General features: G+C 56.4%; 14 protein-coding genes. 11 read left to right on the top strand and 3 right to left on the bottom strand.

What is annotated here, in order from left to right; translation table 11 throughout:
• Nucleotides 1–8 precede the first annotated feature (8 nt).
• The 3 genes from hflX (at nucleotide 9) to KSY55_RS05895 (ending at nucleotide 3773) form a co-directional block, all read left to right on the top strand.
• Nucleotides 9–1469 carry a GTPase HflX gene (gene hflX / locus KSY55_RS05905; RefSeq protein ID WP_095279809.1) on the top strand — a complete coding sequence of 487 codons (1461 nt, stop codon included), beginning with the start codon at nucleotides 9–11 and terminating at the stop codon, nucleotides 1467–1469.
• A 200-nt stretch (nucleotides 1470–1669) separates the two neighbouring features.
• A complete protein-coding gene (locus tag KSY55_RS05900) occupies nucleotides 1670–2632 on the top strand; it encodes an L-lactate dehydrogenase (protein ID WP_004220646.1) in 963 nt (320 codons plus the stop codon).
• 205 nt (nucleotides 2633–2837) lie between these two features.
• Nucleotides 2838–3773, top strand: a complete 936-nt coding sequence (locus KSY55_RS05895) for a cation diffusion facilitator family transporter (protein ID WP_004220645.1) — start codon at nucleotides 2838–2840, stop codon at nucleotides 3771–3773.
• 116 nt (nucleotides 3774–3889) lie between these two features.
• On the opposite strand, the gene lexA is transcribed toward KSY55_RS05895, so the two are convergent.
• Entirely contained in the window at nucleotides 3890–4606 is a 717-nt protein-coding gene (gene lexA, locus KSY55_RS05890; protein ID WP_004220644.1) for a transcriptional repressor LexA, read from the bottom strand.
• Between the two features lie 149 nt (nucleotides 4607–4755).
• On the opposite strand from lexA, the gene KSY55_RS05885 reads away from it, so the two are divergent.
• Both KSY55_RS05885 and nrdR read left to right on the top strand, forming a co-directional pair.
• On the top strand, nucleotides 4756–5073 hold the full coding sequence (locus KSY55_RS05885; RefSeq protein WP_004220643.1) for a LysM peptidoglycan-binding domain-containing protein: 318 nt from the start codon (nucleotides 4756–4758) through the stop codon (nucleotides 5071–5073).
• Nucleotides 5074–5122: 49 nt separating this feature from the next.
• Nucleotides 5123–5575: a transcriptional regulator NrdR gene (nrdR, locus tag KSY55_RS05880; protein WP_033524138.1), complete on the top strand. Its 453-nt coding sequence runs from the start codon at nucleotides 5123–5125 to the stop codon at nucleotides 5573–5575.
• A gap of 185 nt (nucleotides 5576–5760) precedes the next feature.
• Here the strand turns inward: nrdR and serA are convergent, their stop codons facing one another.
• Nucleotides 5761–6960: a phosphoglycerate dehydrogenase gene (gene serA / locus KSY55_RS05875; RefSeq protein ID WP_022244691.1), complete on the bottom strand. Its 1200-nt coding sequence runs from the start codon at nucleotides 6958–6960 to the stop codon at nucleotides 5761–5763.
• A 10-nt stretch (nucleotides 6961–6970) separates the two neighbouring features.
• A complete protein-coding gene (locus KSY55_RS05870) occupies nucleotides 6971–9250 on the bottom strand; it encodes an AAA family ATPase (protein ID WP_118268998.1) in 2280 nt (759 codons plus the stop codon).
• 264 nt (nucleotides 9251–9514) lie between these two features.
• Here KSY55_RS05870 and mraZ point away from each other — a divergent pair, with 264 nt between their 5' ends.
• The 6 genes from mraZ to murF all read left to right on the top strand — a co-directional run bounded on the left by mraZ (nucleotide 9515) and on the right by murF (nucleotide 15811).
• Nucleotides 9515–10030: a division/cell wall cluster transcriptional repressor MraZ gene (mraZ, locus tag KSY55_RS05865; RefSeq protein WP_004220634.1), complete on the top strand. Its 516-nt coding sequence runs from the start codon at nucleotides 9515–9517 to the stop codon at nucleotides 10028–10030.
• Nucleotides 10030–11061, top strand: a complete 1032-nt coding sequence (gene rsmH / locus KSY55_RS05860) for a 16S rRNA (cytosine(1402)-N(4))-methyltransferase RsmH (protein ID WP_004220633.1) — start codon at nucleotides 10030–10032, stop codon at nucleotides 11059–11061. The genes mraZ and rsmH overlap by 1 nt, the downstream gene beginning before the upstream one ends.
• A gap of 2 nt (nucleotides 11062–11063) precedes the next feature.
• The gene (locus KSY55_RS05855) at nucleotides 11064–11519 is read left to right on the top strand and encodes a hypothetical protein (protein WP_033524073.1); all 456 of its coding nucleotides are present in this window, start codon (nucleotides 11064–11066) and stop codon (nucleotides 11517–11519) included.
• Between the two features lie 53 nt (nucleotides 11520–11572).
• Nucleotides 11573–13318, top strand: a complete 1746-nt coding sequence (locus tag KSY55_RS05850; protein ID WP_065441144.1) for a penicillin-binding protein 2 — start codon at nucleotides 11573–11575, stop codon at nucleotides 13316–13318.
• A 33-nt stretch (nucleotides 13319–13351) separates the two neighbouring features.
• The gene (locus KSY55_RS05845; RefSeq protein WP_004220626.1) at nucleotides 13352–14230 is read left to right on the top strand and encodes a hypothetical protein; all 879 of its coding nucleotides are present in this window, start codon (nucleotides 13352–13354) and stop codon (nucleotides 14228–14230) included.
• Nucleotides 14231–14335: 105 nt separating this feature from the next.
• A complete protein-coding gene (murF, locus tag KSY55_RS05840; RefSeq protein WP_065447184.1) occupies nucleotides 14336–15811 on the top strand; it encodes a UDP-N-acetylmuramoyl-tripeptide--D-alanyl-D-alanine ligase in 1476 nt (491 codons plus the stop codon).
• The last annotated feature ends 64 nt before the right edge of the window (nucleotides 15812–15875 follow it).

Genomic DNA, 15875 nt, shown 5'->3' with positions numbered 1-15875 from the left:
AGCATAGCATGAGCGCCAACGACGTGTCAGGCGTGCTCGCCGACCAGTCCGAGGTGCTGCTTGATACCAACGGCGAGAACCATTTCAACGAATCCCATGACGAACAATGGCAGGAACGCGAATCCCGCAATGCGTTGAAGCATGTGTCCGGACTCGGCGAAATGCAAGACGTCACCGAAGTCGAATACCGAAAAGTCCGCCTCGAACGCGTTGTGCTCGTCGGCGTGTGGTCCAGCCGTGAAACCACACAGGCACAGGCCGAAGAATCATTGAGAGAACTTGCCGCGCTTGCCGAAACCGCCGGCGCCGTGGTATGCGACGGCCTGCTGCAGCATCGTATCAAGCCGGACGCAGCTACATACGTTGGCTCCGGCAAAGCCCGCGAACTCGCCGGAATCGTGGCGCAAGAGGAAGCCGACACCATCGTTGTGGACGACGACCTGCCGCCAAGCCAACGCCGCGCCTTGGAAGACGCCACCAAAGTGAAGGTCGTGGATCGCACTGCCGTGATCCTCGACATTTTCGCCCAACATGCGACCTCACGCGAAGGCAAAGCCCAAGTGGAACTGGCACAACTCCAGTACATGCTGCCACGACTGCGAGGCTGGGGCGGATCACTGTCGCGACAGGCAGGTGGCCGCGCCGCAGGAGACGCGGGCATCGGCTCGCGAGGACCTGGCGAAACGAAAATCGAAATGGACCGCCGTGTGATCCGAAGCCGCATCGCCAAACTCCGCAAACAGATCGAACAGATGGCTCCCGCGCGTGACGTCAAACGTGGCGCTCGCCGTCGTTTCGGATTGCCGACCGTTGCTGTGGTTGGATATACGAACGCGGGCAAATCGTCGTTGACGAATCGGTTGACCGGATCAGCGGAATTGGTGGAGAACGCGCTATTCGCCACATTGGACACCGCAGTGCGCAGGGCGCGTGCCAAAGATGGACGTCAATATGCGTACGTCGATACCGTCGGGTTCGTGCGTCGACTGCCTACGCAGCTGATTGAAGCGTTCAAATCCACGCTGGAGGAGGTTTCCGAAGCCGATCTGATCGTGCATGTGGTGGACGGATCGCATCCGGACCCGTTCTCGCAAATCGACGCGGTCGACGATGTGCTTTCCGACATCGACGGCGTCGAAACCATTCCCACGATTATCGTGTTCAACAAGGCCGACCGTATGGATGAGGCCACACGCGAGCGTATCGAGGCGTTGATGCCGGAAGCGTACATCGTATCGGCGTTTTCCGGCGAAGGCGTCGACGAGCTGCGTATGCAGGTGGAATCCATGCTGCCGACGCCGAACGTGCATGTCGAGGCGTTGCTGCCATACACTGCCGGTTCGCTGGTGTCGCGCGTACGTGAATACGGCAAAGTGATCAACGTCGAATACCGTGACGACGGTATGATGCTCGAAGCGGAAGTGGACGATCATTTGGCTGCGCAAATCGTGGAACAGTCAATCGGCTGAAAACCTTGCAAAGCAGTGCAACGCAACGGACACAGCGTTTGTGAGCGCTCACATCTTTTGTGATGCATATCACTTTTCATTATTTGCAAGTCGTGTTATAACGCCTTGAAACGTCATGCTGTGTGGATAAAGTAAAGATGAAATTCTAAGAGAAAACCTGCTACCAGCGGGACATTCTTTCTTATAAGAGAGGTAAGCACATGGTGGATTCACCAATCAAGCCCACAAAGCTCGCTATCATCGGTGCCGGTGCAGTCGGCTCCACTCTCGCTTTCGCTGCCGCTCAGCGTGGCGTCGCACGTGAGATCGTGCTCGAAGACATTGCCAAGGAACGCGTCGAAGCCGAAGTACTCGACATGCAGCACGGCTCCAGCTTCTTCCCGACCGTGTCCATCGCAGGCTCCGATGATCCGGAAATCTGCCGCGACGCCGACATGATCGTCATCACCGCAGGTCCGCGTCAGAAGCCGGGTCAGTCCCGTCTCGAACTGGTCGGTGCCACCATCAACATTCTCAAGGCCATCATTCCTGGCCTCGTGAAGGTCGCTCCGAACGCCATCTACATGCTCATCACCAACCCGGTTGATATCGCAACCCATGTTGCCCAGAAGATCTCCGGCCTGCCGGCAAACCAGGTCTTCGGCTCCGGTACCAACCTTGACTCCGCACGTCTGCGCTTCCTGATCGCCCAGCAGACCGGCGTCAACGTCAAGAACGTGCACGCCTACATTGCTGGCGAACACGGCGACTCCGAAGTGCCGCTGTGGGCCTCCGCCACCATCGGTGGCGTCCCGATGTGCGACTGGACCCCGCTGCCGGGTCACGCTCCGCTCGACGCCGAAGTTCGTGAGCAGATTCACCAGGACGTCAAGAACGCCGCCTACAAGATCATCAACGGCAAGGGCGCAACCAACTACGCCATCGGCATGTCCGGCGTTGACATCATCGAAGCCGTCATGCGCGACTCCAACCGCATCCTGCCGGTGAGCTCCATGCTCCACGACTTCCACGGCATCTCCGACGTCTGCATGTCCGTGCCGACCCTCCTCAACCGTTCCGGCGTCAACACCGCCATCAACACCCCGGTGTCCGACCGCGAGCTTGCAGCCCTTACGCGTTCCGCAGAGACGCTGAAGGAAACCGCTGCCCAGTTCGGCTTCTGATAAAAAACGCGGTAACGGAGTGCCAGCTGCGTTACCGCTTTTGGTTGCTTGGGTATTGACAGGCGATTGATCAGTCGTTAGACTGCAAAAAGAAATAAAGGAAACCCCGGCCTATGGCTGGGGTTTCTTGCGTTTTGAGAGCAATGAAAATGGTATTGAGAAACAATTTCAATAAGTTTCTTAATCGGGCTGAAAGATTAAGCATATGGCACATGACCACGCACACGGATCGATAGCGAACACAGGAGCGGAACATCAAAAACGGCTCATGATGTCGCTCGGTCTCACCTCGACGGTATTCATAGCGGAAGTCATCAGCGCGGTCATCACAGAATCGTTGGCGCTGCTCGTTGATGCCGGACACATGCTCACCGACATGTCCGTACTCATCGCATCAACCGTCACCGCAATACTGATGCAACGCAAGCCCAGCAACAAACGCACCTGGGGCTGGGCAAGGCTCGAAGTGCTAACAGCGGCAGTCGGAGCCCTCATCCTCCTCATCGTAGGTATCTATGCGCTTGTGGAAGCCGGCATGAGACTTTTCGGCGGATCTGCCGACGAAGTAAACGACGTGCGATTGCTGCTCTTCATGGGCATACTCGGCCTCGCGGCCAATATCGGATCAATCTTTATCCTCGCATCGCAAAGCGAAGACAACATGAACATGAAAGCGGCATTCCTTGAAGTCATGAATGACGCTTTAGGGTCCGTTGCCGTAATCGTATCGGCAAGCGTGCTCATCTGCACCGGCTGGGCCGGATTCGACGCTGTGGCAGGCGGCATCATCGCACTCATGATGATCCCGCGAGCCATCAAACTGTTGCGCAACGCGGTTCGCGTGCTTCTCGAAGAAACCCCCAACGGTCTTGATCTCGATGAAGTGCGTTCCCACTTGGAACAAGTGCCGCATGTTGTGGCGGTACACGACATCCACGCGAGCATCGTATCCACAGGCATGCCGATCTTCATGGCGCATGTTGTGGTCGAACAAGGACTCACCATGAAAGAAGCGGCGGAAATACTCGCACAACTACAAGATTGCCTGCGCGAACATTTCCCCGTATCCGTACCTCATACCACCTTCCAACTCGAACCGGAAGGATACAGTTCGACCAGCAAATCCGAAATGCATTCCTAAACATTCTTAAATGACCGGTGCGTTTACCGGAAAAGAATCGCGCCCACAAAGATGGAGTCTTTGTTTATGGCTTCATCTTTGTGGGCGCGATTTCAATGGCGTTGAATAGTCTAACGTCAGATTTTGCGGAGCACGGTGACCACCTTGCCCATGATCTCAGCATGCGTGCCATCGATAGGGGAGTAGGCGGGATTGTGCGGAATGAGCCAGACATGGCCATGATCCTTGCGGAACGTTTTCACCGTGGCTTCATCGTCGAGCAGCGCCGCCACAATATCTCCATTTTCCGCGGTGTTCTGCTCGCGTACCACCACAAAATCACCATCGCAGATAGCCGCGTCAATCATGGAGTCGCCATGTACTTCAAGCATAAACAGATTGCCGGTGCCAGTGAGACGTTCCGGCAGACGCATCACATCGTCCACATGCTGCTCGGCGGTGATGGGCACGCCTGCCGCGATGCGTCCCACCAAGGGGACATCGCGGGAAGCCATGATGGATCCGCTGGAATCAGATTGGCTCGGGAATGGGATGACCTGCGCTACTTTGCCGGGCGAAACCTCGTCATCGTCGAAACTCACGACTTCGATGGCTCTGCCCTTGTTCGCGTTCATGCGAATGAAGCCCTTGTCGTCAAGCACTTGCAACTGGTGTTTGACGGATGACGGACTTTTAAGCCCTGCGGCTTCGCCGATTTCGCGGAATGAGGGAGCGAACCCCTGCTCGACGAGATGTTTTTTGATGGCGCCAAGCACCTTGCGCTGACGGTCGGTCAGCGTGCTTTCATCCGGACGCTCGGCATCCTTTTTGGGCGTGAATGGGACGGTGCTCACGGTGGGCTCCTTTCAGGTCTTAGGCAAGCATAACGCGAAACGCCGAGAAAATCAAACATCTGTTCGAGGTGTGTCTGCAATTATCGAACATTTGTGCCATACTCAGAACATGCGTTCGATAGAACAGCTGTTCGAGAAGGAGTGGCGTGATGGATCGTGTGCCGAAGGCTCATGGCGTTGATTTCAAAGTCTGGGCGGATCGACTGGCCGTAATCATGATGCTGATGGTGCTCGCATGGTGTTTGGCTGGATTGATGATGCCTGCACGCGCGCAGTCAGATCCCGGAGCGACGCCGGTGGTGGTATATACCGTCCAGCCGGGCGATACGTTGTGGGGGTACGCTGCGCGTATTACGCCTGATGGTGGCAATGTTGCGGATACTGTGGACGAGCTGGTACGACTGAATAATCTGGATTCAGTATCGCTTCGGGCCGGTCAAAGACTTATCGTTCCCGACGAGGTATGAACCCGCGCAAGATTGGCCTAGTTCAATGGTTCAGGCTATTCTTGACACCATGCATTGCCCTTTTTGTCAGAATCCAGATACCAAGGTGGTCGATACCCGCATCAGCGATGACGGCCATTCCATCCGCCGTAGGCGTGAATGCCCGAAATGCTCCAAGCGTTTCACCACGCTAGAGACCACTATGTTGTTGGTGGTGAAGCGTTCCGGCAACGTTGAGCAGTTCGATAGGAACAAGGTGATTTCTGGTGTTCGCAAGGCATGCCAGGGCCGTCCGATCAAGGAAGACGATTTGAAGGCTCTTGGCCAGCAGGTCGAAGAGGATCTTCGTGCCCGAGGACTGGCTCAAGTCAAATCCGACGAGGTCGGCAGGGCCATTTTGAAACCGTTGCGTGATCTTGATGAGGTCGCGTATATGCGATTCGCCAGTGTATACCAGAATTTTGAGAATCTTGAGGATTTCCAGAACGCGATCGACGAGCTGAAGGCTGATGCGCTGAAGTAGGTTCGAACGGTTGCGAACGCATATGATAATGCGTTTGTTTTGGCTGAAATGGACTTGGTAGTGCAAAACTGGGCGATTACGGCAAACGGCATTAGGGTTCATGCATTGTGGGGGTTCCAGCCAATAAGTGATTGGAACCCCCACAATGCATTCGTATCGTAGTGGCGTTTGCCGGATTGGGATCGTCAGCTGATCACACGCATACGGATCGTGCCTTCGATGGCTGCGAGTTCGTCCAAAGCCTTCTGGCTGGGGCGCTGGGCCACATCGGTGACCACATAGCCGATTTCGCCTTCGGTGCCCAGTGCCTGTGCCGCGATGTTGATATTCTCTTCTCCGAGCACACGGTTCACCTTGGCAAGTACGCCAGGCAAATTCGCGTGAAGATGCGCGATGCGGAAGTTCGAACGAATATCAGACAGTGTGATCTGCGGAAGATTCACGGACAACATGGTGGATCCCCTGAACCAATAATCCTCAAGACGCTGTGAGACGAACTGTCCGATGGACTTCTGGGCTTCAAGCGTAGACCCGCCAATATGCGGGGTCAGAATCATATTGTCTTCATCCGCAAGGCTCGTCAAAAACTCGTCGCCGCTCTTCTTCGGCTCGACAGGGAACACATCCACTGCGGCGCCCGAAATGTGGCCGGAGTCCAAATGCTTCTTCAGAGCGTCCAAATCAGCCACAAAACCGCGGGAAAGATTGATGAAGATCGAATCCTGCTTCATATGCGCGAACTGGTCCTCACCGAAGAAACCGGTATTGGACTTGCGGCCATCGACATGCAGTGTGACCACATCGGACTGTTCGAGCAGTTCGTTCAGTGTGGAGCAACGATGGGCATTGCCCATGGCAAGCTTCTCTTCAATATCGTAGAACACCACGCGCATGCCAAGTGCCTCGGCGATGACGGAAAGCTGAGATCCGATATTGCCGTAGCCGATGATGCCGAGCGTCTTGCCTCGCACTTCATGAGAGCCGGAAGCAGACTTGTCCCACATACCGTGCTTCATATGATGGGTATGCGCAGGAATGCGGCGCATCAGGCAAATGATGTCGCCGATAACCAGTTCCACCACGGAGCGAGTGTTGGAATATGGGGCATTGAACACGGCGATGCCGTGCTTGCCCGCATAGTCGAGATCGACCTGATTGGTGCCGATGCAGAAGCAGCCGACGGCCGTGAGCGTCGGACGTGCGTCGATGACTTTGCTGGTCACGCTGGTTTTGGAGCGAATGCCCAGCAGATCAACGTCTTCCAAGGCGTCGATGAGTTCATCTTCGTTGAGCGCGCCCCTGAGGCACTCGACTTCGAAGCCGTGGTCACGCAGTGACTGTGCCGCGTCAGGATGAATATTTTCAAGTAACAATGCTTTAGGCATGGTTCCTACCTTATAGCTTGAGCAGTTTTTCGTCTGCATTTGTCCGGACTATAAGCAGACGTTGTGTCGGTCTGGTCATGGCGACGTATAAATCGGCTGCGGCCACAATGCGTGAGGGGGCATTCTCCTCGATGCTTCCCGGCTGCACCACCATCACTGCGTCGTATTCCAAGCCTTTCACCATTTGCGTGGAACAAACGGTGACCTGTTCATCCCAAGAGCTCTGCGCATCGAGACGGTCGAACTCCTTCGCCGTCAATGTTTCGCGAAGCTGTTCGTACACCCGCCTGCGCAACGGCTTGACCATATCGTCAGGTGCGATGATGGCCACGCGTCCGGTGCCATCGGAGGAGACGAATGCGCGGACCAGATCGACGGTCTGCTGTGCCACGGCATCGGCAATCAGACGGTCGTCGGCCAGAGTGAGGCGCTTGACCGAATCCGGCACGCCGCGCACCGCATTGACGGTGGAGATGTACAATCCCTCCGTTGCCGCGAAATCACAGGCGAGCTGCGACACTTCCTTCGGATTGCGGTAATTAATCGTCAATTCGTTGAGTTGCCAATTGTGGGGGCCGAACAACGGATCCATCATACGTCGCCACGAACGGGTGCCGCCCAATGCGGAGGTTTGCGCAACATCGCCCACAATGGTGAACGAACGCGACGGGCAACGGCGGATGAGCATGCGCCAATCCATGGCGGTGAGTTCCTGAGCTTCATCGACAACGATATGCCCATATGTCCATTCACGGTCTGCGGCGGCGCGCTGCGCGGTGAGTTCCGCGTCCATCCCGTTGATATTGTCGACCAACATCTGCGAAGTGACGATGCCGGAGCCGATGCCAGCCTGAGCCAGCGTATCTTGCGCGAACTGCTCCTCCTCGGCGCGCTTGGCGTCCAACGCCTTTTGGCGGGCGACCGCTTTGGGGTCGGGGCCAAGCAGTTCCATGGCTTCATCCAGCAGCGGAATATCGCTGACGGTAAACGGCGACCCTTTGGGGCGAACCAATGCTTCGATATCGCGTTCCTCAAGCCATGGTGCGAAGCGACGAAGCTGCTGCGGCTTGCAGAACAGTTGGTCGATAAGCCATTCGCCGGTCATCGGCAACCATGCGAGATTCAACGTCTTGCGCAAGGTGTCATTCATGCGCAACTGCTGCATCACATCCGTCAACTCCGCCTGCTCCGGCTCGTAATCAAGCTTGTCCACATAACGGTTGCGCATGGCGATCAACATGCTATGCACGAAAGTTTCGCGTGCTTTGTTGTGCTGCTGTCGCGTGCGCTTGGCATCGGTGATGGCCTGTTCGATATCCGCGCGCACGATGGGCACTGCGAATCCGTTGATGCGGATCGACGGCAATGATGCGGGGACGCGTTCTCGTGCGGCAACGGCATTGGCGATGGCTTTGGACATACGACGTTCGCCCTTCAATTTCGCGGCGAACGGGTTGTCATGCGCCGTCGCGATCACGCCGGGGATCAGATCGGCGATGGTTCGGCTGACCACTCCGGTCTCGCCGAGGGAGGGGAGCACCTGATCGATGTAATGCAGGAAGGTTGAGCTCGGTCCGACCACGAGCACACCGGAGCGTTCGAGCATTCGCCGATGCGTGTAGAGCAGATATGCCGCACGGTGCAGCGCCACGGCGGTTTTGCCGGTACCCGGTCCACCCTGCACCACCACGGCCTGGTTGAGGTCGGCGCGAATAATGCGATCCTGCTCGGCTTGGATGGTTGCCACGATATCGGTCATCTTGCCGGTGCGCTTGGCGTTCAACGATGCGAGCAGCGCGCCTTCGCCGGTCAGAGTGCCGTCCGAAGACGCCTGCCCGACCTGGTCGGAGTGCACATCGAGCACCTCGTCTTCAACGCCGACCACTTCACGGAAGCTGAGTGTGATATGGCGGCGCATTACGATATCGCCATGATTGGAAGGCGTCGCTTCGTAGAACGGACGTGCCGCGTCGGCTCGCCAATCGGTGAGGATCGGCTCGTGGTTTTCGTTGGACAGTCCGATACGCCCGATGTATCTGTGCGCACCGTGGACATCGTCGAGTCTGCCGAACACCAGGCGATCTTCGACGGCACGCAGCTGGGTGAGGCGATCCTCGTACATGGTGGCGAAGGAATCGCGTTCGGTGCGTTGCGTGGGCGATCCGTGCGAGCCGGCAGCACGCACGGTGTCGAGACGGGCACGAGCTTGGGTCCGCAGATCATCCAAGCGGCCGTACGCGCGGCTGACGGCCTGTTGTTCTTCACGCAACTGGGCGGAATAACTCGACATCTGCAATCCCTTCCTCACAAAACTTAGGCACTCCAATGTACCCCGAGGCTTCTACGAAAACCGACGAGGGCGAGTGCGACATAGCGAAGCAAGGATGAATTTACGGTAGTTGATTTGATGCCATTCGTTCAATGTGGGGAAAATCAACCTCAGCATTTGCTGATTTTTTCCATTTATGTGGGGATTTATGGTGATGCGTGGGGTAAAGTGGGGAAAGAGTTTTGGGTCTAGGTGTTCCCGCGCATCATGTAAGGAGGTGTGGCGATGGTTCAAAGCGTTGAAACCGAGCCCTTCTCCGACGATGGTTCGACGCAAGCGAGCGGTGTGATGGCTGGACTGCCTCCGCTGCTGTTGGGAACATACACTCCAAAAATCGACGCCAAAGGACGTATGGCATTGCCTGCAAAATTTCGCAGCCAGCTGGGACCGGGCATGGTGATGGCCCGTGGTCAGGAGCGATGTGTCTATCTGTTGCCCCAATCGGAATTTCGCCGGATCGCATTGCAGATCCAGCGCACATCCATGGGAAACAAGGCTGCACGTGATTATTTGCGTGTGTTCCTTTCCGGCGCGGTTGATCAGGAGCCAGACAGGCAAGGACGTGTGCTCGTGCCGCAGATGTTGCGCGATTACGCGAATTTGGGAAGCGACATCGTGGTGATTGGCGTGGGGACCCGAGCGGAGATTTGGAACAAGCAGGCATGGGAGGAATATCTCGCCGAACAGGAGCAGGGATATTCCGATATTGCCGATGACGTATTACCGGCGGTGGAATTCTGATGACAGATGTAACGACCATACATCAGCCAGTGTTGCTGCGCGACTGCGTGGATCTGGTGGTCCCGGCGTTGGCGAGGCCAGGGTCGATTGCGGTGGATTGCACGCTTGGTTTGGCGGGGCATTCCACGGCTTTTCTCAAAGCGAGTCCGCAAGCGCGTCTGATCGGCATCGATCGAGACACGGAGGCGCTTTCGCTCGCCACGCAGCGAATGCGGATGGAAGGTCTTGCCGACCGCTTCATACCCGTGCACGCCGCATTCGACGATTTCGCGCAAGTGCTTGATGATCAGGGGATCGACCAGGTAAACGCCGTGTTCATGGATTTGGGATTGTCGAGTTTGCAGATTGACGAGACGGAGCGGGGATTCTCCTATTCTCACGATGCGCCTTTGGACATGCGTATGGACGTGACCCAGCCATTGACCGCCGAACAGATACTTGCTGAATATTCGTTCGCTGATCTGGTACGCATTTTCCGTACATATGGTGAGGAACGCTTCTCCAAGCAGATAGCCCGCGAAATCGTGCGTAGGCGTGAGATCGAACCATTGACCACATCGGGGCAGCTCAACCGATTGGTGGATGAGGTTGTGCCGCAAGCGCACCGTCCTGCGGGAAATCCCGCGAAACGTGTGTTCCAGGCATTACGTATTGAAGTCAACGGCGAGCTCGACAAATTGGCGGGGACGCTACCGCAGATCGCCAACCATCTTGCGGTGGGAGGACGTTTGGTGGTGGAGTCGTACCATTCGCTGGAAGACAAGACCGTCAAAACATTTATGAATCAAGGTCTGAAAGCTGACGTGCCCGCAGATATGCCGGTAATACCCCCGGATATGATGCCGTTCTTCAAAGAACTGACGCGAGGCGCCATCAAAGCGGCCGAGGAAGAAATCGCCATGAATCCAAGGTCGGCCTCTGTGCGACTGCGCGCAGTGGAACTGACCAGACCAATTCCTGAACGCTGGCGAAAACGATTCGACCAAGGCAATGATTACGCAAGCATGAAACGACAAGGAAGGAGGGGCTGAACGTGGCCGCACCAAGAACGATCGCATCAAACGCGGCTCCCGCAGGACGCCGGGACCAAACCGAAACCGCTGGCACCACTCGCCCTGAATTGCACGTCGTCAAAGGAACGCGGGCCGAAGGCAACAGCGTCAAGCGAGGATTCGAACATCTCATCACATGGACGCGCACCAGAAGCACTCCATTGTTGCATCTGGTTATCGCCGTGGTGTTCCTCGGCGGATGTCTTCTGGGATCCTTAACGCTGCGTACCCAAATGGTGCAGCATTCCTTCGAGGCGAACCAGATTGAGTCGAACATTACCCGCCTGACCCAAGACGTGGAAGATGACCAGGCCAAGCTTGACGAACTTGAAGCCTCGCTGCCGAGCAAGGCCGAGGAAATGGGCATGGTGCCCCAAAAAGGCGCTCTAACGATTGATCTGAACGGCTACCAGCCAAGCGGAGACGACGCTCAGTGAATCCTTTTCACCGCACTTACGCACGTTTCCACAAGAAACTGCTTACGAAAACCATGGCCATCGGCGTCATTCTGGCGTTGATGGGCACGGCTTGCCTTATTCAATTGGCCAACATCCAGTTGATCAATGGCAAAACCATGGCGCAGGCCGCGGCGCAAAGCCGCACGATTACCGTGACTTTGAAGGCACGGCGCGGCAAAATCATGGACACGAACGGCTCGATTCTCGCGCAAAGCGTGGAGCGCTACACCATCATCGGCAACCCCGAGGAAGCACAGGCCTTCACTCCCACAACCTGCACCAAACAGACCGGAGACAACTGCCATCAGGTCGATGGCAAGCCGGTAGGTGCTACCGGAGCTGCGGCGGTAGCTAGACTCCTCGCTCCGGTACTGGACATGGACGCCACCGAATTGGGTGCCATGCTTTCGGGAACAGGCCAATATGCGGTACTCAAAAAAGATGTGACGCCGGCCGTTAAGCGCAAGATCTCCAAACTCAATCTGGGCGGTATCGTCTACGCGGAACTCAGCAACGAGCGCATCTATTCCAACGGAACCCTGATGGGCGCACTGCTGGGAGGTGTCGACGGTGAAGGCAAAGGCGTAGCGGGCATCGAACAGATGAAAAACAAGACGTTGACAGGCGAAGACGGGTACCAAGTCTACCAACAAGGCAACAACGGCGTCGAAATCCCCGGAACCATGACCGAATCAAAAGACGCGGTCAACGGCTCCGATGTCACACTGACCATCGACCATGACGTGCAGTGGTACGTCGAAAAAGTGCTGAAGGAAAGCTGCACGAAATATAGTTCACCGTGGGGAGTCGCCGTGGTGCAGGACACACAAACAGGGGACATTCTCGCGCTCGCCGATAGCGACGAAATCGAAGCCGGCAGCGACCAGGCGAAAATGACGGTTTCCAGGGCCGTCAGCGAAACGTTTGAACCCGGTTCCATCGGCAAGGTTTTCACCATGTCAGGCATGATTCAGCTTGGATTGCACCAGGCATCGGATAAATTCACGGTGCCGGACCACATTACGACGAACGGGCAGACCTACAGCGATGCGACGACCCACGGCGATGAGCATTGGACGCTGGCAGGCATTCTCGAGCAATCGTCGAATGTCGGCATGATCATCGCCGCGGAGAAGATGTCTAACGAGCAGCGATATGAGTTCATCAGCAAATTCGGTATCGGACAAGACAATGGGCTTGGTCTTCCCGGAGAAGCGGATGGTCTGCTGTATTCGGCCGATCAATGGGATCTGCGAACCCAGAACACCGTGCTGTTCGGCCAGGCGTATACGACCAATGCGCTCCAGTTGACGAACGCGGTTGCCGTGATCGCCAACAAGGGCGTCAAAAAGCCGCAGCGCATCATCAAGGCGATCAGCGATGCCGAAGGGCATTCCGAAGAGCAGAAGCCTGAAGGCGAAGCGACGCGCGTGATTGACGAGCAGGTGGCCTCACAGGTGATGAATGCCATGGAATCCGTGTCCGACCACTATTCCCAGTTCATCAAAGTGGATGGTTACCGTGTCGCGGCAAAGTCCGGTACCGCGGAAGTTGCCGGTGCGGACGGACGTCTGTCGTCGATTATCAGCGATTATTCTGCGATTATTCCTGCGGATAATCCTCGTTTCGTCGTTACGGTGGTGTTGAAAGATCCGCAAGGCGTTTATGGTGGTCTGACGGCAGGCCCGGTCACTGCGGAGATTGGTGAATTCCTTATGCAGAAGTACGAAGTGCCGGCGTCAAGTCCGCGAACTGATGCTATTCCAGTGACTTGGTGAGTGTGTGAGCATGAAGAACGGAGGGGCGGAAAGATGAGCGCGGTCAGCGAATCCATGAATAGGCGAATGACGTTGGGTCTGCTTGCCAGCAGATATGGCTTTGACCTTGATCCCGCGTTCGCTACCGAAGTGACGGTCACGTCCATTGCCGACGACATCGATTCGGTGCGGCCGGGAGCGTTGTTCATGCCGTCCATGCAGGTGGATGAGCAACAGTTACGGCAGGTGCAAGCGCTTGGTGCGTATGGTGCGGTGGTGCCGCATGCGTTGCGAGGAAAAACGGATGGCGTTCAGATTCCTTTGATTTATGCCGAACCGACTGCGCAACAGTTGGGCAAGCTTGCCAGCGAGATGGCGGGCAGCCCATCCGATTCGCTGGCGGTGTTCGCCGTGGCTGGCAGCAATACGCAAACGGTGGAACAGGGTGTGAGGGATCTCGCGGATTTCCTGCACATGCTCGGCAATCCGGTCGGCGTGATTAGTGCCGGCAATTCGCAATCGTTGGAACGATTCCTTGATCTGAACTATCCATTGTCGATTCTTGACGTGCAGCGTACGATGGCTGTGTGCGCCGAAGACGGCGCCGCCGCTGTGATCCTTGCGCTCAGCGAGGAAACGTTGAATGACGATGCGTTGCAGTCGGTGAATGTTGATGTGCTTGGCTGCGACGACAAGGGTCTCAGCGAGGCTGAGATCGTCAAGTCGGTCGCACGGTTTGGATGCACTGTCGGCAAGCAGACCCACATCGCAGGTCGTACGCAGGAATCCGATGCGCTCGCAGCGCAAGCGACGGAGGCATACGGGCAGACGGACAGCAGCGCGTTGTCATTGTCCATCGCCATGGTGCTTGCGGCCGGCGTACGTAAAGCCAATATTAAAAGCGCATTGCGTGTATCTCGAGATCTGAACTAGTCTCGATCGGAACGGATGCGGACGTCGAATAGTGATAATCGTAAACAACGTGAACAATATGCAGTACATCAACACAGAGGAGAAATCAGAGTGAGCAGCCCGACCATGATGCCAATGAGCTTGGAGGAAATCGCCCAGGCGGTTCAGGGACGGCTGATTGCCGGCACCGCGGCGATTGATACGCCTGTGGCCACCAGCACATTCACTGATTCACGACAGATTGTTGAAGGATCGGTATTCGTGGCGATTGCCGGAGAACGCGTGGATGGCCACGATTATGTGTCGAAGGTAGGCGCTCAGGGCGCTGTTGCCGCAATAGTCGACCATGAGATCGACGGTGCCGGAGTGCCTCAGATCGTGGTGGAAGATACGGTGCTTGCCTTGGGCGCGTTGGCCAAGCACAATATCGAACGCCGGCGTGCGTTGGAAACGCCGTTTACGGTGATTGGCATCACCGGTTCCGTCGGAAAAACCACTACCAAGGATCTCATGAAGGCGTTGCTGGCGCACATAGGACCGACGATTGCGCCGGTCGGATCGTTCAACAATGAAATCGGACTGCCGTTGACTTCGCTCAAAGTACATGCGGAAACTCGCTTTCTGGTTGCGGAAATGGGTGCCAATCATGTTGGGGAAATCGCGAATTTGACGTCGCTGGTGCCGCCGGATATTGCGGTCGTGTTGAAAGTCGGCGTCGCGCATCTAGGGGAATTCGGCTCGCCGGAACGCATCGCACAAGCCAAATCGGAAATCATCCGTGGCCTTGTTCCAGGTGGTCTTTCCGTACTGAACGCGAATGACGAGCATGTGGCTGCGATGAGCGCCATCGCTCCGGGCGACGTGATGTGGTTCGGACTTCCGCAGAACAATGACGGCAAGCCGGCAATCAGCGCGCGACATGTGCATTGCGACGAATTGGACCATCCGAGCTTCATTTTGGACAATGGTGATGGCGAGCATGCCGAGGTCACTCTGGGCATTTGCGGTCAGCATAACGTTATGAATGCGTTGGCGGCTGCTTCGGTAGCGATGCATTTGGGTATGTCGATGGATGAGGTCGCGTCCGCGCTGTCTGACGTCACGGCCATCAGTCCTCATCGTATGGCTGTTTCCACGGTGCACAAGCCTGAAACATCGTTCACCTTGATCGACGATTCGTTTAATGCCAATCCCGATTCCATGAAGGCGGGGCTTGACGGATTGTTGCGTTGGAAGGCGGGTGCTGAGACCCAACCGTTCCGTATTGCGGTGTTGGGTGCCATGCTTGAGCTTGGTCCGGATGAAAAGGATTTGCATGCTGGCATCGGCCGGTATGCGGTGGAAGGCGACGTTGACGCGTTGCTGACGGTCGGCAGCGCATCCGATGCCTCTTTGGACGCTCTGGCCGGTGCCATGGCTGAAGGTGCATCCGCTGCGGGATGTGCTTCCCATATTGATTGGGTGCACGACATTGACGAGGCCGATCGTCTGGTGACGCAACTCGCCGTGGAACATCCGGGCGCTGTGGTGCTGCTTAAGGGCTCCCACGCTTCCGGCTTGAGCGCTTTGGCCGAACGTTGGCAGGCCCTGGCTGCACAATAGAACAAGAATATTTGGCAAGATTCGAATAATCGAATAAACGACGTTATCTGAAGAATGTCTGACT

It is taken from the genome of Bifidobacterium sp. MSK.13.1, assembly GCF_019131435.1.
In the GTDB taxonomy this organism is placed as follows: Bacteria; Actinomycetota; Actinomycetes; order Actinomycetales; family Bifidobacteriaceae; genus Bifidobacterium; species Bifidobacterium pseudocatenulatum.
Note: the sequence above shows the minus strand (reverse complement) of the source record. Positions and strands in the feature narration are given on the sequence as shown.